The sequence below is a fragment of the Saccharopolyspora antimicrobica genome, assembly GCF_003635025.1.
Taxonomy (GTDB): Bacteria; Actinomycetota; Actinomycetes; order Mycobacteriales; family Pseudonocardiaceae; genus Saccharopolyspora; species Saccharopolyspora antimicrobica.
The window spans coordinates 6,025,273-6,045,113 of sequence record NZ_RBXX01000002.1; the positions used below are offsets into that span (position 1 = coordinate 6,025,273).

Consider the following 19,841-nt stretch of genomic DNA (forward strand, 5'->3'; position numbering starts at 1 on the left):
TTGGGCTTCGGCTTGGTCGAATTACAGCACGCGGTCGGGTGGATCTCCAGTGGATGGCAGCTTCCTGACGTTGTGGGTGCGAAATGGCCGGACATCTGCGATGGAGGTGGATGAAAGGCCAGGTCAGTGGCCTTTGTTGACCGTCGTGAAACATTCGCCGAGCTGTTGGAGGAAGTCGTGCGGAAGATCGGGTCGTGCTAGTCTCCGTTCCGGAAAACCGTTCGGCAGCCGACCGCTAGGCTGTTTGTCGGAGACCGTTAGTGAATCCGCGAAGAGGCAGTGCGGCCACACGCGGTCGCGGGGTTACCAATGAAACTGGACAAGACCCGCCATGTCGTTCGTTGTCGTGCTTCCGGGTGACCGGATACCCCACGGGCGGCCATTGCCGCGGGAGAAGGAACGAAGTTTCGCGACGCTCGGTTCATACAATTCAGGCGGTGTTCAGTGACTCTTTCCCTCAACACGGCTGCGGCGGCACAGCAGCCGGACTGGCCGGACGGTGAACTCGTCGAGCGGGCGCGCCGCACCTTGAGCGACTTGCCCGGGCTCACCACGGAGGACGAGATCGACAGCCTCCGCGAGGTGTTGGCAGCAGCGGCGCTCGGTGAAGCGCTGGTGCTTCAGGGCGGCGACTGCGCCGAGCGGTTCGCGGACGCGGAGCCCGGCACCGTGCGGCGCAAGCTCGACCACCTCCAGGGAGTGGCGTCGGTGCTGCGCTCCGGTGCCGAGCTGCCCGTGGTGCCGATCGGCAGGATCGCGGGCCAGTACGCCAAGCCGAGATCCACCTCCCACGAGGAGCTGCCCGACGGCCGGAGCCTGCCGAGCTACCGAGGCGACGCGGTGAACGACATCGCCGCTGACCCCGTGCTGAGGATCCCCGACCCGGACCGGTTGCTGACCGCCTACCACAGCGCTCGGGCGGTGCTGGACACGATGCGTTCCTCGTGGATCGGCCGGCCGGCTGCCGAGCGGGTCTACGCCGCTCACGAACTGCTCCTGCTCCCGTACGAGGAACCGCTGGTCAGATCCGGGTCGATGGGGAAGTTCGCGGCGTCCGCGCATTTCGGCTGGGTCGGTGAGCGCACGCGGGACGTCGGCGGCGCGCACGTGCGGCTGGCGGAGTCCGTCCAGAACCCGATCGGGGTGAAGATCGGCCCGGCAGTCACGCCGGTGGAGGTGGTCGAGCTCGTTCACAAGCTCAACCCGGACCGGATTCCAGGGCGGCTGACGCTCATCGTGCGCATGGGGGCGAGCGAGGTCGGCAGGCGATTACCGCTCCTGGTGGAGGAGGTGGCCAGGCATGCCGGGCCGGTGATCTGGCTCAGCGACCCGATGCACGGCAACACGTCGCGCACGAGCGGCGGTGTCAAGACGAGGTTCCTGCCCGCCGTGCTGGAGGAGGTGACGACGTTCGTGCGGGTCCTGCGCGAACGGGGGCAGTGGCCCGCGGGTCTGCACCTGGAGCTGACTCCGGACCCGGTGACGGAATGCGTGGACGGCCCCGAGGAGTTCGAGGGTCGCCTGGCGTTCCCCGACTACCGCTCTGTCTGCGATCCCAGGCTCAACCCGGCTCAAGCGGCGCAGGTCGTCGACGCCTTTCTCCTTGCGGCGCGCTGAACGCCTGGAGCTTGAGACCACCTACAGGTACTGAGCGGCGGATCCCGCGGCCGCTCACCACGACGAGGAGGAAGACATGCTGATGTCCGACCAGGAGCGGGTCGAACCCCGGTGGTCCGCGTGACCGGGCCGATGGGGATCGACCTCGCCGGGAAGAACGCGGTCGTCACGGGAGCGAGCCGGGGTATCGGCCTGGCGGTGGTGCGCGAGCTCGTGAGCTGCGGAGCGCGAGTGCTCGGTGGCGCGCGCACGCCGAGCCCTGCGCTGAGCGAGGCCACGCCGCACACCCTCGCCGTCGACCTGGCCACTTTGGACGGACCCGCTCGGCTCGTCGAGCACGCGATCGGGACGTTCGGCGGAATCGACATCCTGATCAACAACGTGTCCGGGTCGGAGTCGCAGGACGGCGGGTTCCTCGACGTGTCGGAGGAGTCCTGGCACCGGGAGTTCGAAGCCACGTTCTTCAGCGCTGTTCGCGCGACCCGGGCAGGGCTCTCCTCGCTGGTCGAGCGACGTGGTTCGGTGGTGATGGTCGGCTCGGTGCACTCCCGGCTCCCGCTTCCGGGAGTCGTCGCCTACTCGGCTGCGAAGTCGGCGCTGGCGAGCGTGACGAAGGCCTTGTCCGAGGAGTTCGCGCCGCGGGGAGTCCGGGTCAACTCCGTTTCCCCCGGTCTGGTGCGCACGGCGGTGTGGACCGGGCCTGACAGCGAAGGCGCGAAACTGGCTCGGCAGTACGGGGTCAGCCAGGAGGAGCTGCTCGCCGGATTGCCCGCTCAGGCAGGCGTGACCACGGGGGTGTTCAGCGAGCCGGAGGAGATCGCGCGCCTGGTGGTCCTGGTCGCGTCGGGCGTGCTTCCCAACCTCACCGGTGCCGAGATCGTCCTCGACGGTGGCATGATCAAGACGCTGTGAGCGCGGTGGTGCGGGGGGTGTCCGCTCCCCGGAGGAACGGACACCCCTGGTCGTCAGCTTCCTGCTTCCGCTTCGGGCACACGGGATTTCCGCAGCACCACGGCCGTGGTCACCGCGGCGGCGACCAGGATCACCGCCGCGACCGCGCTGGTGACGTGGATACCGCTGACGAACGCCGAGAACGCCTGCTGCAGCAGGGCTTCGCCTGCTCCGCCGGGCAGGCTTCCCGCGAGTTCCGCGGCACCTGCGACGCTGCGCGCGGCTTCGCCCGGTGCGTCGGGCATTCCGGATTGGTAGGAAGCCAGCAGGACGCTTCCCAGCACGGCCACGCCGAGGGCGGCGCCGAGTTCGTAGCCGGTTTCCGAGACGGCAGATGCCGCGCCTGCGCGTTCTTCCGGTGCGGAGCTGACCACTGCGTCGTTGGTGAGGGTCTGGGCCAGTCCCATGCCGAAGCACACGAAGGAGAACGCGATGGCGGCGAAGGTCACCTGCCTGCCGTCGGGCAGCACGGTGAACATCACGAACCCGACGACCATCAGACCGACACCGACGACGAGCGTTCCGGTGGTGCGCAGCCACCGGGAGACCGGCACCGCGAGGAAGCTGGCGAGAACTGCGAGCAGCAGGCCGGGCAGCAGCGACAGGCCGGCCACGAACGGGTTGAGTCCCAGGACGATCTGGAGGTACTGGGTCAGGAAGAACAGCGCCGCGATCATCGCGAACAGCGTGATCAGGTTGAGCATGACGGCGATGGTGAACGGGCGGATGGAGAACAGTCCGATGTCCAGCAGCGGTTCGTCGAGCTTGAGCTGGCGGCGGACGAACGCGAACCCGCTGGCGGCACCGACCAGGAACAGCGCCGCGGCCAGCGGATCGAGTCCGTGCTCGGCGAACGATTTGATCCCGTAGACGACGGGGAACATCGCGGCGGCCAACAGCAATACGCTCACCGGGTCGAGCTTGCCGAGCTGCGCGGCCTTGGATTCACGCACCAGGATCGGTGCGAAAACGATGACGAGAACCGTGATCGGCACGTTGATGAGGAAAAGCGAACCCCACCAGAAGAATTCGAGCAGCGCGCCGCCGAGCAGCGGTCCGAGCGCGGAACCGGCCGACAGGGCGGAAGCCCACACCGCGATGGCGGTCTGCCGCTGCCGGCCGTCGGGGAACATGCTCCTGATCAGCGACAAGGTGGAGGGCATGAGCGTCGCGCCTGCGACGCCCAGCAGGGCGCGGGCGGCGATCATCACGCCGGCGCTCGGGGCGAACGCGGTGATCAGCGACGCGACGCCGAATCCGGCGGCGCCGAACATGAGCAGCTTGCGCCGGCCGATCCGGTCGCCGAGCGCGCCCATCGAAACCAGCAGCGCGGCCAGCACGAACGAGTAGATGTCGACGATCCACAGCAGTTCGACGGAACCGGCACCGAGGTCCCGGCTGATGTGCGGCACGGCGAAATTCAGGACCGTCATGTCGACGGAGATCAGCAGGACCGGCAAGGTGAGCACCGCGACCGCAGCCCATTCCCGCGGACCCGCCTTGTGCGTACCGGCTGTCGTGATTTCACTGGAGGAACACTCGGACATCGCATTGTCATGCGACGATGCGTGGTTTTCGGATTGCTGATTCGACGAATCTGCCACGTGGGGGAGGTTACCAGTCTCCTCCGTGCGGCTGATGCCGGTATCCATTTTCCGCAAACCCGGAGGAACGTTAGAAGAAGCGATGATGGAGTAAGGAGGTGCGCCTGTTCCTTAGTGGACCCGAATAGGCCTGTCCTGTTCTGGGCAAGCGGCTGTGACGTGCGCTTTTGCCCGTGCGAAGGGGCTTCGCCGCGACGCTTCGCGGGCTTCGGCGGACTCGGACGAGGATAGTTTACTGCGATAGCGAATGCCGCCGGGATTCGCACGAATGAACCGCGGAAATGTACCCGGAAGTGCTGTCCCGCGCCGCGACAACCTCCGAATGGGTGTTTTCGTGGCAGGAACCTGCCACCCCTCTTGACCTCCGCGCTGCCGGGGACAGAGGAGCCGACGTGGTCGGGAACGGAGCGTCGCGCGGCGTGCACCGCAGCCGGACGTCACGGGTCAGGCACGCGAACCGGTCGGCCGCCGCGGCGCGATCGAGGAAGCCAGCACGCCGGCTCGACGCGCCACCGGCCCATTCCTCCAGCACACCGGATTGTCGCTCGAAAAGCACGAAGGTCAGCAGGTGAGATCGCGCAGGCGGGGCGTCGTTCGCCGCACCGGCCGGTGTCACCGCTTCTGATTCCCGGAATGCACCATCAGCGTCCGTTGGGAGATGAGCAAGTATGGCGAACGGAATGGATCGACGGTCGGTGCTGCGCGCCGCCGTTGCGGTGGGTGCCGGTGTTGTCGCGTCTCCGGCCGCTGCCGCAGCCGCCGGTGCGCGCATCACCGACGTCATAGTGATCGGGGCGGGCCTCGCCGGCCTTGCCGCAGCCCGCGACCTGGTCGCCGCCGGCCTCACCGTCACCGTGCTGGAAGCGCGAACCAGGCCGGGCGGCCGGGTCGGTGACGTGCGCACCGCGGGCGGGCTGTCCGTCGACGGCGGTGCGCAGTTCGTGGGGCCGACCCAGGACAACATGACCGCGTTGGCGCGCGACTACGGAGTTGCGATTCAGCCGACCTACACCGGTGGGCGGAGCGTGTTCTGGCGCGATGGGAAGGCGTCCTACTTCGAGGTGGACCACGCGTTCCCGCCCGAGCTGAACGACCCCGCGGTGGACGCCGCGATCGCCGAGATCGACGCGCTGTCCGCCGGTTTCCCGGTCGGCGAGCCGTGGCGCCACCCGCAGGCCGCCGAGCTCGACGCCATCACGTTCACGGAGTGGATCGGCCGACGTTCCTCCAGCGACCTCGCCCACCTGATCCTGGGCAGGGTCAGCGGTTCGGCGGTCGTCTCCGCGCCGCCGGAGGAGGTGTCGGCGCTGTACATGCTCAACTACTACGCCGCCGCCGGAGACGGCCGGAACCCCGGCACCTACCAGCGTCTGATGGGCACTGCCGGCGGGGCGCAGGAGAGCTTCCTGGACGGTGCGGTCCGGATTCCGGAGGGGATCGCCCGCGAACTCGGTGAACGCGTGGTTTTCGGGGCGCCGGTGCGACGTCTCCGCCAGAACCGCGATCACGTCATCGCGCACTCCGATCGCGGCGTGCACCGCGGCCGCAAGGCGATCGTCGCGATGTCGCCCGCCATCAGCGGTCAGATCTACTACGACCCGCTGCTGCCCGCGGCCCGGCGACGTCTCACCACGGGGTACCGGATGGGGAACATCGGCAAGTTCGTCGCGGTCTACGACCGTCCGTGGTGGCGCGAAGCGGGACTGTCCGGTCAGCTCGTCGGCAACGGCTCGCCCATCGACGTCGTGTACGAGAGCTACCGCAACGGCAAGCACGTGCTGATCGGCTTCGTCGCGCCGAAGCCGATGCGCCGGTTGGACCACGTGCCGGCGAACTGGTTCGCCGCCGAGTGCAAGCGCGCCCTGGTCGGGTACTTCGGACGAGCGGCGGCGAACATGTCCGATTTCGGTTTCGTCCGCTGGGACAACGAGAAGTGGTCGCGCGGCGGTCCGGTTGCGGTGACCGCGCCGGGCGTGCTGGCCGCCCACGGCCGCGCGCTGCGCGAGCCCGTGGGGCACCTCCACTGGGCCGGCACCGAGACCACCGACTACTGGATCGGCTACATGGAGGGCGCGGTCCGGTCTGGACGACGTGCCGCGGCCGAGGTCGTGGCCGAACTCGGCTGACGCTCGGCGTCTTCCTGGACCACTCGGGCTGTGCGGCCGCAGGTGCGCCGCACAGCCCGTTCCCGCTCGGCACGCTCACGCGGAACTCGAGAAGCGCGGGATCGTAGCTCGCCGCGACGGTGAAACAATCGGCCGTTCACTCGCGCCTTACCATTTTCACCTACGTGATCGAGATCACTCTCAATGTGATGGGCGGTTAGATAATTCCAGGTCAACGAACTTCCTCCGGGTCGATTAAGCTTCAGGGGTGCGCTCGGTGGGTCGCCGGCGTCGACCGTTCAACCCACCGGATTGAACTGAATGCAGTATCAAGTTTGCGCACCCGCGGTCCGGAGGTCGATCAGATCTGGCGGGGTGTGGGTGGGTGTTGATACCGTCGCGCTCACGTAATCGAGTGGATATAAGACAGAAACATCTACGACATTCACGTAGCATTACTGGGGCACTCTGCGGCGGGTTTCCGCCACTGGTAGGTCATCTGCGGGGGTCATTCGCTGCGTGATCGTCGGAAATTGAACTTCGCGTGTTCGTCTTGGGAACTGTTGGTACAGCGTGTTCGCGGGTATGGGGAAAATGTCGTTAACTGGGGTGGAAATTTCAGGTGGCTCGGTTCGGACGTCGACCTTCGAGGACATTGTCAGTGCATTCTTCGCCTGCGCTCGCGCTCATCCCGAACGCCCGGCGGTGCGGCAGAACGGGCTGGCCGAGCTCGCCCTGAGCTACGGACAGCTGGCCGCCAGGGTGGCCGCGATGGCTCGCCGCCTCGGCGATGACCCCGGCCCGGTGGCGGTGCTGACCGAGCGGTCGCCCGACACGATCGTCGCGATGCTCGGCGTTCTCGCGGCAGGCGGGACCTACTGCCCGGTCGACCCGAAGTACCCGGCAGCGCGGCGAACCGAGATGATCGAGTCCATCGGCTGCCGGTTCCTGGTGGGCACCGCGCTGGACGAGGTGTCGCCGGCTGTCACGGTGGTCGGCGTGCCCGGCGGTTCCGGCGATGATCCGGCCCAGGTCGATGTGTCCTGGTCGGCGGTCGCCGAGCCCGAGCGCGGGGCGTACGTGCTTTTCACGTCCGGTTCGACCGGGAAGCCGAAGCCGGTCATGACACCTCGGCGGGCGATCGCCGCGGCGGTCGGCTCGCTGCGCGAGATGATGGGGATGAGCGCTGCGGACCGGGTTCTGCAGTTCGCTTCGCTGAACTGGGACACCTGCTTCGAGGAGATCCTCACCGCGCTCACCTCCGGTGCGGCACTGGTCTTCCACGACGACGCCTATTCCGGGTCGTTTCCCCGGATGCTGCGCATGATCGAGCGGGAAGCGATCACGGTTCTCGACCTGCCGACGGCCATGTGGCGCGAACTGGTCCGTCACCTCGCCGAGGAGGGGACGGGTCTGCCCGACCCGGTCCGGCTGGTGATCATCGGCGGCGAGGCGGTCGACGCGGCGGCGATCGCCGACTGGTCGAGCGCCCGCACCGAACAGGTCCGGCTGGTCAACACCTACGGCTGCACGGAAACGACCCTGGTCACGCACGCGGTGGACCTGTGCGGGCCCGGTGCCCCCGGCCAGGGGAGCTGGTGGGGTGCCGACGATCCGCCGCCGATAGGCCGACCGCTGCCGCACGTCATCGAAGCGCTGGACGACAACGGTCAGCTGCTCGTCGCCGGGCCGGCGCTCGCTACCGGCTACCTCGGCATGGAAGAGGCGACCAGCGACCGGTTCCGGGTGCGCGACCTGGGGGACGGCCCGCTTCGCTACTTCCACACCGGTGACCGGGTCGAGCGTGTTCAGGGCGGGATGCTCAGCCACCGGGGCCGCCTCGACCAGGAGATCAAGATACGCGGCGTCCGGGTCGACCCCGGGGAAGTCGAGGCGCACATCGCCCGGCACCCGGCGGTGTCGGCGGTTGCGGTGGTGGGAGTGCATTCGGCAGGCCGGGCCACGATGGTCGCCTATGTCGTCCCATCTTCTCCGGGACACGCCGAAACGGTCGCCAAAGACGTGCTCGCCAGTTTGCGCGCATCGGTCCCGGCGCATCTCGTGCCGGGCAGAGCACGCGCCGTACCCGAACTCGTTTACACGTCCAGCGGAAAAGTGGATCGCGCTGGAACGCACCGGAAGCACGCGTCGTAATCGCGCGGCGATAACCGGTTGGGAATGACGCCGAGGAGGCACAGAGATGGATTCGTCTGCGTTAGTTCAGATATTCCGCCGGGTCCTGGAGGATCAGGACGTGGACGGCGGGACCGATTTCTTCGAATTCGGTGGGGATTCGCTGCTGGCGACCCGGGTGTTGAGCGCGATCGCCCGTGAGTGCGGCGTGGAGCTGACCATCGACGACTTCATCGCGGCGCCGACGCCGGACGAGCTGTCCGCCAAGCTGGCGAGCGTGCCCGCATGAGGGTCATCGTGGTCGGTGGTGGGCTGGCGGGACTCACGGCCGCGAACGAGCTGGTCGCGGGCGGCGCCGACGTGCTCGTGCTCGAAGCGCGTGACCGGGTCGGTGGTCGCATGCACGGCATCGAGGTCGCCGAGGGCGACTGGGTCGACGCCGGCGCGGCCTACCTGGGCGACCGGCACACCGAGCTGCTGCGCTTGCTGGCGGAGTGCGGGCTCAAGACCGTTCCGACCACGATGGAGGGTGCCAGCCGGTTCGCGCTGAAATCCGGCGAGGAGACTCGTGCCGGCCGGTTCCCGCCGCTGAGCGCGGTCCAGCTCGGCGAGATGTTCGACCTGCTCGCCGAACTCGCCGATTCCGTGCGCACCGAGGCGCCTTGGCGCACCGCGGACGCCGAACGGCTGGACTCGATGACGGCCGCGCAGTGGGCGGAGGAGAACCTCAAGCCCGACGCCAAGCTGTTCTTCCCGCTGTTCCTGGGCGAGATGATGGCTGCCGATCCGGCCGACGTCTCGGTGCTGCACATGGCGTTCTACCTCAACTCCGGCGGCGGCATCCGCTTCCTCAACGCCTTCGAGGGCGGGGCGCAGGCCGAGCGGGTCCACGGTGGAGCGCACCAGCTGTGCGAGCACCTGGCCGCGCGGCTCGGCGACAAGGTGCGGCTGAACGAAGCGGTGCGCGCGGTTCACCAGGACGCCGACGGCGTGACCGTGGTGTCCGACCGCGGCCGGGAACGGGCGGACCGGGCGGTCATCGCGCTGCCACCGCTGCTGGCGGACTCCCTGGACTACCAGCCCGCGCTGCCTGCACGACGCTCCAGCTCGCGCACCGCGCCCGGATGCGCGGTCAAGCTGCACCTGGTGTACCCGGGGCCGGTGTGGCGCGAGCACGGGTTGTCCGGCTGGTCGGTCAGCGCGGACGGCCCGCTGCTCTCCACTGTGGACGACTCGCCGTGGGAGGGTGGCGTCGGCGTGCTGACCGGTTTCGTCACCGGCCGGGAGGCGCGCACCTTCGCCGAACTGCCGACTGCCGACCAGCGGGCCGCCGCGGTCGAGCAGGCGTCCCGGATGTTCCCGGGGCTGCCGGAGCCGATCGGGTTCCACGCGACGGACTGGATCAACGAGGAGTTCAGCCGCGGCTGCTACGCGGCGTTGTTCGGACCGGGCGACTGGGTCGCCAACGGCCCGCACCTGATCACGCCGCACCAGCGGGTGCACTGGGCCGGCACCGAGACGAGCACCGAGTTCTTCGGGCTCATGGAAGGCGCGATCCGCTCCGGTCTCCGGGCGGCCGCGGAAGTACTGCCGAATACCGACACCGCGTCGCTCGAGGAGTCGCGATGACCGAGCCGAGCCCCATCGCCCCGCTGTCCGCCCGCCAGGAGCTCATGGCGGACCCGACGCTCGGAGCGGGTTCGTTCCTGCAGCGGGCGATCGAGGTCAACCCGAATCGCGCGGTGCAGTTCGCCTACACGCACCGCACCAACCACCGAGGTGAGGTGGAGGTGCGCGGCTACAGTCTGCTGGACCTGCAGGCCATCCGCGATCGCTACGCCTCGTGGTACTGGGCCAACGGCGTCCGGCCGGGAGACCCGGTCGCCGTCTACGTCAGCGAGGGCCTCGAACCGCTGCTGCACTTCCTCGCGCTCACCGCGCTCGGGGCCGTCCCGGCGATGATCAACGATGCGATGCCGACCGGCACCGCGATCCGCTACCTCGACCACATCGCGGCTGAAGGGCTGGTCGCGGACGATCCGACCAAGCTGACGGCCGGCTTCCGGGCCGACCCGAGCCGGCGCCGCCCCCGTTTCATCGTGCCCGCGGCGGAAGTCCGCATGCACGACCCGGAGTCGCTGCAGCTGCCCGACGTGTACCCGCACGTCCACGAGATGGACGAGATCATCGCCCTGATCCACTCCTCGGGCACGACCGGTACGCCGAAGTCGACCACCCTCGGGCACCGTCAGTTCTGGGACGGAAAGCAGCCGAGGATGGTCCGGTTCCCCGCGGAGCCGTACGACAAGCTGATGTCGCTGATGCCGCACACCCACGCCGGCGGGCTGAGCTACTTCCTGACCGCCACCCTGCTGGGTCTGCCGGTCATGGTGATGGGCGATTGGCGCCGGCAGGTGGTGGAGCCGGTCATGGAGGTGTTCCAGCCGACCATGGTGGCGTCGTTCCCGCGAACCTTCGTGGAGCTGGCCACCGGCGAGCTGCCCACCACCGGAGCCGCCAAGGTGCACTCGTGGTTCAACACCGGCGACTCCGCGCACTACGGCCACATCCGGCGGCTGGTGTCGCTCGGCGAGCGGCCGGCCGGGCTGATCAAGCCGTGGCTGCTGCCGAGCGAAGCAGCCGGGGAGGGCGCGCTGCCGGGCTCGCAGTTCATCGACGGCCTCGGCTCGTCGGAGATGGGCATGGCGCTGTTCGGGCAGATCACCACGCCGGAGACCCCGCGCAGCGACCGCTGCGTGGGCAAGCCGCTCGAGGTGGTCGAGAAGGCGGCGGTGCTGGACGTGGATGGCGAAGAGGTGCCGGACGGCACCGTCGGCATGCTGGCCGTGAAGACGCCGTCGCGCACCCTGGGCTACTGGAACGACTCCAAGCTGACCACGAGCTTCGAGCTCAACGGGTACTGGCTGACCGGAGACGTGGCCCGCAGGGACGGCGAGGGCAACTTCTACCACCTGGACCGCACCGTCGACGTGATCGACACGGCGGACGGGCCGGTGTACAGCCTGCCCCTCGAGGAGATCCTGATCGCCGACTGCGAGGACGAGGTCCTGGACTGCGCGGTCGTCGGCATCCCCGCCGGGGACGGCACCGGCCAGCGCCCGGTGGCCGTGGTCCAGCCGCAGTCGAACGTGACCGGCCTCGACGCGGAGCTGTTGCGGGAGAAGGCGAACAAGGTGATAGCGGCCGCGGGGCTGGCCCCGCTCGCCGCTGTCATCATCGCCGAGGAACCCGCCGACTACCCGACCGGCGTCACCGGCAAGGTGCTGAAGCGAGAGCTGCGCACCCGGCTGGCCACGCTGTTCACCGGCGGCGCCTGAGCCGGCAGCGGATGCCTGACCGATAGGGGAAGCAGCATGGACTTGCTGGAGATGAATCGCCTCGCGGTGCGGACCAGCGTGCGAGCGGTGGAAGCGCTCCCCGATGGAGCGCTGGACCGTCCGACACCGTGCGCCGGCTGGTCGGTGGGGCGTCTGCTGCAGCACATGACCGCCCAGCACCACGGGTTCGCCGCGGCGGCAACCGGTGCCGGGCCCGATCTGGCGCCGTGGCGGGAGGCGCCGCTCGGAGCGGACCCGAAGGGCGACTACGCCGCCGCGGCGGATGCGGTGCTCACCGCCTTCGCCGCGGACGGCGTGCTCGACCGGGAAGTGTGGCTGAGCGAGATCACCACGAGCCGGACCTTCCGCGGGCGGGTGGCGGTCAGCTTCCACCTGCTCGACTACGTCTTGCACGGATGGGACATCGCGGTGTCGGTCGGTGACGGCGAGCGGTTCGGCGGCACCGTCGGAGCCGAGCTCGTCGAAGCCTCGTTCGAAGTGGCCAGGACCTACGTGCCGGACGGCCCCGCCAGGCAGCGGCCGGGCGCCGGGTTCGGGCCGTCCGTCCCGGTGCCCGAGCAGGCGCCGGACTTCGAGCGCCTGCTCGGTTTCCTCGGCCGCGACCCGGAATGGCCGGCGGGGTGAGCCGGTCAGCTGTCCGGTGTGAACGGCCGGCCGGACAGCATCTGGCTCTGCCCGCGGAACTCGGCGACGATCTCACCGTCGGCCCTGCGGACGATGACGTCGTAGATGCCGCTTCGCCCGTAGCGGCGGCGTTCTGCCGCTTCGGCGACCAGTTCGTCGCCGACCGCCACCGGACGGAGGAACGTGACCTGGGCGCTGTGCGCCACCGTCACCGGGCCGTGGGTGTTGCAGGCGAAGGAGAAGGCGGCGTCGGCGAGCAGGAAGATGAAGCCGCCGTGGCCGGTGCCGTGACCGTTGGTCATCTCCTCGGTCACCCGCATTCCGACGGTGGCCGCGCCCTGGCGCGCGGTGTGCAGCGAAATGCCGAGCTTTCGGCAGGTGCCGTCCTTGGCGTACAACGCGTCGGCGAGCTCGGCGGCGCGGACGTCCGGGGCGGGCGCTTCGGGCATCATTTCCTCCATTGTGGATGGTCGAGTGTCCGGGGCGATCACAGTATGCGGATCAGATGATGACACGGGAAACCGTTCGAGAGATGCCTCATGGATCTCGTCGAACGCGAGGAGAGCGATGAGCAGCTGGGTCGACGAACTTGCGGCAACTCCGCTGGCGGAGCGGGCCAGATTCCTCGAGCAGATGGTGGTGGGCGAGTTCAAGGTGTGGCTGCTGATGGAGCCGTCCGACGAATTCCCGCTCGAGCAGAGCTATTTCGAACTGGGGCTCACCTCGCTCGGCGCCACCGAGATCAAGGAGACCCTCGAAGCCCGGCTGGGCCAGCCGGTGCAGTCGGCGACGTTGTTCAACAACCCCACCGCCGCGCACCTGCTCAAGCACCTGCGCGAGGAGGTGCTCGCCGAGCACTTCCCGACCGGGACGGCGGCTCCGGCAACGCCGGACAGCTCCGCGGAATCCCGGCGGGCGCTGGTCGGCAGCCTGCTCGACGAGCTGTACCAGAACTGACCGGAACCCGATTCCCGGCTCACACCACTGCGAACTGGAGACCACACCAGTGACCGACGTCAACCAGGTCGACGGACCTGAGCAGTTGGCTCGCCAGCTGTTGCTCGAGAAGTACGAGCCCATCGCCATCGTGGGCATGGGCATTCGGTACCCCGGTGAGAACGACACACCGCAGCAGTTCGCCGACTTCCTGCGCGCCGGTGGTGACGGGACCGGGCCGGTGCCCGAGGCCCGCTGGGACATGGCCGAACTCCAGGCGGCCGAGGCGAAGGCCGGCCGCAAGCCGCTGGCCGACGGCGGCGGGTTCACCTCCGATGTGGACAAGTTCGACCCGCAGTTCTTCAGCATCTCGCCGAAGGAAGCATCGAGCATCGACCCGCAGCACCGCTGGGCCCTGGAATGCGCCTGGCGCGCCTTCGAGTCGGCCAACATCGACCCGGCCACGCTGCGCGACGGCACCGGCGGGGTGTACCTCGGCGTCGGCCAGATGGACTTCGCGATCGAGGTCGAGAGCGTGCCGACCGCCGACCTGGACGCGCACATCGCGGCAGGTACCGCGCACAGCGCCGCGGCCGGCCGGCTGTCCTACTTCCTCGGCTGGCGCGGCCCGTGCCTGAGCGTGGACACCGCGTGCTCCTCATCGCTGGTGTCGTTGCACCTGGCGGTGCAGGGTCTGCGCGCCAAGGAGTGCGATATCGCGCTCGCCGGTGGCGTCAACGCGGCCCACCACCCGCGCAACCACGTCGTGTACTCGCGGGCCGGGATGCTCTCCCCGGACGGCAAGTGCAAGACCTTCGACGACTCGGCGGACGGCTACGGCCGCAGCGAGGGCTGCGGCATGTTGCTGCTCAAGCGGTTGTCCGACGCCAAGCGGGACGGGGACAACATCCTGGCTCTGGTGCGCGGCTCGGCAGTGCGCCAGGACGGCGAGAGCGGCGGGCTGACCGTGCCCAACGGCACCGCGCAGGCGGCGCTGATGCGTGCCGCGCTGGACAGCGCGATGCTGCAGCCCGCCGACATCTCCTACGTCGAGGCGCACGGCACGGGGACCTCGCTCGGCGACCCGATCGAGCTCGGTGCCATCGACAGCGTGTTCGCCTCCTCGCGTCCGCAGGGCGAGCCGCTGCTGGTCGGTTCCGTCAAGACCAACATCGGGCACATGGAGGCCGCCGCCGGCGTCGGCGGCGTCACCAAGGTCGTCGAGCAGATGCGGGCGGGCGAGATCTTCCCGCACATCAACCTGACCACGCCGTCGCGGCACATCCCGTGGGACCGCTACCGGGTGAAGGTGCCGACCGAGCTGTGCGAGTGGCCCGCCCGGCCGCGCCGGGCGCTGGTCAACTCCTTCGGCTTCGCAGGAACCATCGCGTCGGTCGTGCTGGAGCAGGCACCGCCCTCGCTGCGGCAGCGACCAGCGGAGGTGCCGCAGCAGGAGCAGTCCTCCGCAGGCACTGCGGTGTTCACGCTGTCGGCCAAGACCGCGGCCGGGCTGCACGCGCAGGCGCGGAGCTACCGGCAACTGCTCGACGAGCAGCCGGACATCTCGATCGCGGATCTCTGCTACACCGGCAACGTCGGCCGAACGCACCTGCCCGCCCGGATCGCGGCCGCGATCGACACGCGCGATGAGCTGGTGGAGGTGCTCGACGCGGCGCTGACCCGGCGCGACACCGACAGCGATTCGCCGACCGGCGGTGACGTCGCGTTCATGTTCAGCGGACAGGGCTCGCAGTACGTGGGCATGGGCCGCGCGCTCTACCAGCGGTACCCGGCCTTCGCCGCTCAGCTGGACGAGTGCGACCAGCTCTTCGCCGAGCACCTGGGCCGCTCGATCAAGGAGATCATGTTCGGTGAAGCGCCGGACAGCGATGAGCTGATCGACCAGACCCGCTACACCCAGCCCGCGCTGTTCGCGCTGGAGTACGCGCTGGCCGCGCTGTGGATGTCGTGGGGCGTTCGTCCGAACGTGCTGATCGGGCACAGCATCGGTGAGATCACCGCGGCCGCGGTGGCCGGGCTGTTCAGCCTGCCCGACGCGGTCAAGCTGGTCGCGGTCCGCGGCCGGATGATGCAGTCGGTGTCGGAGCCGGGCGGCATGCTGGCCGTGGAGGCCGCCGCCACCGATGTCGAAGCACTGCTCGCGCCGTTCGACGACGTGAGCTTCGGTGCGGTGAACGGACCACGGCAGTGCGTGATCTCCGGAGGCGTCCGGTCGCTGGAGACGATCGCGGAGTCGTTGCGCGCCAAGGGGATCAAGACCAAGCGGTTGTCGGTGTCGCACGCGTTCCACTCGCCGTTGATGGCCGAGGTGGCCGAGGAGTTCCTCGCCGAGCTGTCCGGCATCACCTTCCACGAGCCGCAGCGCAGCTTCGTGTCCAATCTGACCGGTGAGTCCGCCACGCTCGCCGAGGTCGGTACGCCGTCCTACTGGGTCCGCCACATCGCCGAGCCGGTGAACTTCGCCGCGGGCATCGGCAAGGTGCTGGCTTCGGGTGCGCGGGTCATGATCGAGGTCGGGCCGGGAGCGGCGTTGACCGGCCTCGGCCGTGCCGCCGACGGGGCCGCCGGGCAGCTGTGGCTGACCAGCCTCTCGCGCTCCGAGCAGGACGGTGCGACAGCGATCCGCTCTTCGCTCGCCAAGTGCTACACCGCCGGCCTGACCGTGTCGTGGGCCGGTTACCACGACGGCGCGGCCCTGCGCCGGATTCCGCTGCCGGGCTACGTCTTCGACAAGAAGTCCTACCGGCTGCCGGCGGCGCGGAACCTCGAAGTGGTGGCCGGGCAGGAGCACCACCCGCTGCTGGGCCGCGAGATCACCACCGAGCAGCAGCGCGCGGCGGGGGAGCGGGAGTTCCGCACCGCGCTGCGACCGGACGCACCCGGCTATCTCGCCGATCACATCGTGGGCGGCCAGGTCGTGTTCCCCGGCGCGGGCTACGCGGAGATCGTGTTCGCGCTCCAGGACGCGGTTTTCGGGGAGACCCGTCGGCTCGTGCGCGAGATGGGCATCCACGAGCCGCTGTACCTGCCGGCGGATGCGCCGACCGAGGTTCGCACCAGGCTGCGGGACGCGGGCGACGATCAGTTCAGCGTGGAGATCGTCAGCAGGGTCGAGGGCAACGGCGGCGACGACAGCGCCTTTGAGCGGCGACACGTCACGGCGCTGATCGGCCCGGCCCCGGTCGGCGGCGCGCACCTGGCCGAGCTGATCGAGCGGCTCGGCCGGCTGGCCGACGAGACGCCCGCCGCGGAAACCACAGTGGACGGTGAGCGGCTTTACGCGCGGTACGTGGACCTCGGCCTGCCCTACGGTCCGGCGTTCCGGCGGGTGCGCTCGGTGGCGCGGCACGGCGCGGCACTCGCCGTCGGCGAGCTCCGCGGCATCGACGAGCCCACCATCGAGCACCTCACCGCCTCGGTGCTGGACTGCGCGATGCAGACCGTCGGTGCCATCGTCGAGCTGGGCGACACCTTCCTGCCGGTGGCCTTCGACGCGGTCGAGCTGCTCAAGAAGCCGAAGGGCGACCTGCGGGTGCTGATCACGCCCACCGAGCACACCGACGCCGAACTGGTCGTCGACCTGGTGGCGCTGGAAGGCCGGCGCCCGGTGTTCGCGGTGCGCGGCGTGCGGCTCAAGCGGGTGGCGAACCCGCTGACCGAGGCGGCCGCCCGGATGCTGGTGCACCCGCGCTGGATCAAGCGGTCGCTGGTGAGCAGGCAGGCTGGTCGCGCCCGGGAGATCCTGGTGGTGCGGGCCGCACCCGCGGAGTTCGCCGAGCTCGCCGAGCCGCTGGCGGCGGCGGGGCTGACCTTGCACTTCGCCGAGGATTCCCACAGCGCGGGTGCGCTGCTCGCGAAGCACCCGGGGATCACCGACCTGTGCTGGTTCTGGCGAGCCGAGCCCGCTCTTACGGGAGTCGACCGGCTGCGCGCGGAATGCGAGGACAACTACCGCGACCTGCTCGAGTTGACCGGGATGCTGGACGAGCAGGGTCCCGGTCGGGATCTGCGCGTCCAGCTGGTCACCGAGGGCGGGCAGTGGCTGCCCTCCGACGACGCGGGCAGCCGGGACGGCGACGCGCTCGCGGCCGCGTCGCTCTGGGGATTCGGCCACGTGCTGCTCAACGAGTACCCGGCCATGCGCGCCACCCTGATCGACCTGGAGCCCGGCGGATCCAAGCTGCCCCTGGTCGACGAGTGGGCGAACGCCGAGAGCGTGGGCGGTGAGTTCCAGATCGCCTACCGCGGCGGGAACCGGCACGTGAAGCGGCTGTGGCCGAACGAGGTCAGGTCGGCCGGCGAGGACAACTTCGAGCTGTCGGTCACCGAGTACGGCCAGTTCGGTGCGATCAAACCGGTGCCGGTGCCCGACACCGAGCCGGTCGGCGACGAGGTCACCGTGCAGGTGCACGCCGCCGGGCTGAACTTCAAGGACGTGCTGAACGCGCTGGGCATGCTGCACCAGTACGCGGTGGACAACGGTCTGGAACACCAGCACCTGCCGCTTGGTTTCGAGGCCGCGGGCACGGTCGTGGCCGCCGGACCGGACGCGGAGTTCCAGCCCGGTCAACAGGTCATGCTCAGCCGGCTGGGCTGCTTGCGCCGCCGGGTGACGGTGCCTTCGGCGGTCGTGGTGGCCAAACCGGACGAGATCGGCTTCGCGGAAGCCGCCGCACTGCCCGCCGCGTACGTCACCGCCTACCACGCGCTGCACCACCTCGCGAAGATCCAGGCGGGCGACCGAGTGCTGATCCACGCCGCGGCCGGTGGCGTGGGTCAGGCCGCCGTGCAGCTGGCCACCATGGCCGGTGCGACGGTGTACGCGACGGCCAGCCCCCGCAAGTGGCCGTTGCTGCACGAGCAGGGCGTGGCACACGTGATGAACTCGCGCACTCTCGACTTCGCCGACCAGCTGCTCGAAGCCACCGATGGCCGCGGTGTGGACATCGTGCTGAACAGCCTGAGCAACGACTTCGTGCCGGCGAGCGTGCGCTGCCTGGCCGAGGGCGGGCGGTTCGTCGAACTCGGCAAGATCGGTATCTGGTCGCCGGAGCAGATGCGCGAACGGCGACCGGACGTCGAGTACCACAACTTCGACCTCAGCGAGCTGCCCGCCGCCGAGCTCGACTCGGTGACCGGGAAGGTCCTGCGGATCGTGGCCGACGGGGTTCGCGCAGGCGAGATCAGCCCCCCGCCGACGACCAGCTACTCGCTGGACGAGGTGGAAGAGGCGTTCGGCGTGCTGAGCCGGGGCGCCAACATCGGCAAGCTCGTGCTCGACCTGACCGCGGACGCGCCCGCGGAGGAGAAGCCGGTGCGGATCGGCCAGGACGACACCTACTTGATCACGGGCGGTCTCGGCGCGCTCGGTGAGGTGACCGCCGTTCGGCTCGCCGCGGCCGGTGCCCGCCGCATCGCGCTGGTCGGCCGCCGCGAGATCGACGAACAGCGCCGCGCCGAGCTGGCTGCCCGGCTCGGGCCGGACGTGCAGCTGAGCGTGCACCGCGCGGACATCGCGGTCGAGTCCGACGTCGAGGCGCTGCTGGCCGAACTGCCCGCGCCGCTGGGCGGGGTGGTGCACGCCGCCGGGGTGCTGGCGGACGCGCCGGTGGCCAAGCAGACCTGGGAGAGCATGCGGGAGGTCTTCGCCGCGAAGATCGACGGGAGCTGGCTGCTGCACCGGGCCGTGGCCGGTCTGCCGAGCGTGCGGTTCTTCGTCACCTACTCCTCGATCTCGGCGGTGCTCGGCGCCGCAGGGCAGGCCAACTACGCGGCGGCCAACGCGTTCATGGACACCCTCATGGCGTGGCGCCAAGCCGCCGGAGCGCCCGCGCTGAGCGTGAACTGGGGGCCGTGGGCCGAGGTCGGCATGGCTGCGAAGCTCTCCGAGCAGCAGATCCGCGGCATCGCTGGTCGCGGCATCCAGCTGGTCGAACCAGGCGATGCGATGCGCGCGCTGCTGAAGGCGCTCGGCAGGCCGGCCGCGCAAGCGGTGGTCGGCAAGTTCGACTGGGGCGCCTACACCGCGAACCTGCCGTGGGACAACCAGCTGTTCACCCGCGTCCGGCCGGAGACCGTCACCGTGGCCGACACCGTCGACCCGGGCGCGCTCATCGGGATGGGCGCCGACGAGCGCGCGAAGGCGATCACCGGGATCGTGCGGCAGAAGGTCGCGCAGGTGCTGCGATTCGACTCGGCCGGCGAGGTGGACACCAACGCGCGGTTCGTCGAGCTCGGCCTGGACTCCCTGGCGGCGGTGGAGCTGAAGAACGCGCTCGAGGCGGCGACCCGGGTCCCGCTGCCGACCTCGATCGTGTTCGACCACCCCTCGATCGGCGCCCTGTCGAGGTTCATCGACAGCCAAGTGGCCCCGGACGATGCGCCTGCGCAGGAGGACCAGACCGGCCGGGACGACGACAGCGACGTGCAGGCGATGAGCGACGCGGAGGCCGACGCCGAGCTCGCCGCGCTGCGCGAGCTCACCCGCTGAG

Annotated in this window: 12 protein-coding genes; 10 read left to right on the plus strand and 2 right to left on the minus strand. The window is 69.6% G+C overall.

Annotated elements, in window-relative coordinates:
- Positions 1-444 precede the first annotated feature (444 nt).
- Together ATL45_RS28730 and ATL45_RS28735 are read left to right on the plus strand one after the other, a co-directional pair.
- A complete protein-coding gene (locus ATL45_RS28730) occupies positions 445-1,617 on the plus strand; it encodes a 3-deoxy-7-phosphoheptulonate synthase (protein WP_093156742.1) in 1,173 nt (390 codons plus the stop codon).
- 120 nt (positions 1,618-1,737) lie between these two features.
- Positions 1,738-2,529 (plus strand): SDR family NAD(P)-dependent oxidoreductase, encoded by a 792-nt coding sequence (locus ATL45_RS28735; RefSeq protein WP_246025599.1) that lies wholly within the window; start codon positions 1,738-1,740, stop codon positions 2,527-2,529.
- Positions 2,530-2,582: 53 nt separating this feature from the next.
- Here ATL45_RS28735 and ATL45_RS28740 read toward each other — a convergent pair whose 3' ends face one another.
- The gene (locus ATL45_RS28740; RefSeq protein WP_246025600.1) at positions 2,583-4,037 is read right to left on the minus strand and encodes an MFS transporter; all 1,455 of its coding nucleotides are present in this window, start codon (positions 4,035-4,037) and stop codon (positions 2,583-2,585) included.
- An 815-nt stretch (positions 4,038-4,852) separates the two neighbouring features.
- Here ATL45_RS28740 and ATL45_RS28745 point away from each other — a divergent pair.
- The 6 genes from ATL45_RS28745 to ATL45_RS28770 all read left to right on the plus strand — a co-directional run bounded on the left by ATL45_RS28745 (position 4,853) and on the right by ATL45_RS28770 (position 12,393).
- Positions 4,853-6,298 carry a flavin monoamine oxidase family protein gene (locus tag ATL45_RS28745; RefSeq protein ID WP_211841315.1) on the plus strand — a complete coding sequence of 482 codons (1,446 nt, stop codon included), beginning with the start codon at positions 4,853-4,855 and terminating at the stop codon, positions 6,296-6,298.
- A gap of 552 nt (positions 6,299-6,850) precedes the next feature.
- Positions 6,851-8,431, plus strand: coding sequence for an AMP-binding protein (locus ATL45_RS28750; RefSeq protein WP_211841316.1), 1,581 nt, complete (start codon positions 6,851-6,853; stop codon positions 8,429-8,431).
- 46 nt (positions 8,432-8,477) lie between these two features.
- Positions 8,478-8,699: an acyl carrier protein gene (locus tag ATL45_RS28755; RefSeq protein WP_093156736.1), complete on the plus strand. Its 222-nt coding sequence runs from the start codon at positions 8,478-8,480 to the stop codon at positions 8,697-8,699.
- Complete coding sequence (locus tag ATL45_RS28760; RefSeq protein WP_093156735.1) at positions 8,696-10,039, plus strand: flavin monoamine oxidase family protein; 1,344 nt, start codon at positions 8,696-8,698, stop codon at positions 10,037-10,039. The genes ATL45_RS28755 and ATL45_RS28760 overlap by 4 nt, the downstream gene beginning before the upstream one ends.
- Positions 10,036-11,748 carry a class I adenylate-forming enzyme family protein gene (locus ATL45_RS28765; protein WP_093156733.1) on the plus strand — a complete coding sequence of 571 codons (1,713 nt, stop codon included), beginning with the start codon at positions 10,036-10,038 and terminating at the stop codon, positions 11,746-11,748. Before ATL45_RS28760 ends, ATL45_RS28765 begins: the two co-directional genes overlap by 4 nt.
- Positions 11,749-11,784: 36 nt before the next feature.
- Complete coding sequence (locus tag ATL45_RS28770; protein WP_093156732.1) at positions 11,785-12,393, plus strand: TIGR03086 family metal-binding protein; 609 nt, start codon at positions 11,785-11,787, stop codon at positions 12,391-12,393.
- 5 nt (positions 12,394-12,398) lie between these two features.
- Here the strand turns inward: ATL45_RS28770 and paaI are convergent, their stop codons facing one another.
- Complete coding sequence (gene paaI / locus ATL45_RS28775) at positions 12,399-12,842, minus strand: hydroxyphenylacetyl-CoA thioesterase PaaI (RefSeq protein ID WP_093156882.1); 444 nt, start codon at positions 12,840-12,842, stop codon at positions 12,399-12,401.
- 118 nt (positions 12,843-12,960) lie between these two features.
- Here paaI and ATL45_RS28780 point away from each other — a divergent pair, with 118 nt between their 5' ends.
- Complete coding sequence (locus tag ATL45_RS28780) at positions 12,961-13,350, plus strand: acyl carrier protein (RefSeq protein ID WP_093156730.1); 390 nt, start codon at positions 12,961-12,963, stop codon at positions 13,348-13,350.
- Positions 13,351-13,399: 49 nt separating this feature from the next.
- Complete coding sequence (locus ATL45_RS28785; RefSeq protein WP_211841317.1) at positions 13,400-19,840, plus strand: type I polyketide synthase; 6,441 nt, start codon at positions 13,400-13,402, stop codon at positions 19,838-19,840.
- Position 19,841 lies beyond the last annotated feature (1 nt).

Excerpts from the sequence above, each read along its gene's own strand:
- ATL45_RS28765 (WP_093156733.1), top strand. The coding sequence starts at position 10,036 with ATGACCGAGCCGAGCCCCATCGCCCCGCTGTCCGCCCGCCAGGAGCTC.
- ATL45_RS28760 (WP_093156735.1), top strand. The coding sequence starts at position 8,696 with ATGAGGGTCATCGTGGTCGGTGGTGGGCTGGCGGGACTCACGGCCGCG.
- ATL45_RS28780 (WP_093156730.1), top strand. The coding sequence starts at position 12,961 with ATGAGCAGCTGGGTCGACGAACTTGCGGCAACTCCGCTGGCGGAGCGG.
- paaI (WP_093156882.1), bottom strand. The coding sequence starts at position 12,842 with ATGCCCGAAGCGCCCGCCCCGGACGTCCGCGCCGCCGAGCTCGCCGAC.
- ATL45_RS28745 (WP_211841315.1), top strand. The coding sequence starts at position 4,853 with ATGGATCGACGGTCGGTGCTGCGCGCCGCCGTTGCGGTGGGTGCCGGT.
- ATL45_RS28770 (WP_093156732.1), top strand. The coding sequence starts at position 11,785 with ATGGACTTGCTGGAGATGAATCGCCTCGCGGTGCGGACCAGCGTGCGA.
- ATL45_RS28755 (WP_093156736.1), top strand. The coding sequence starts at position 8,478 with ATGGATTCGTCTGCGTTAGTTCAGATATTCCGCCGGGTCCTGGAGGAT.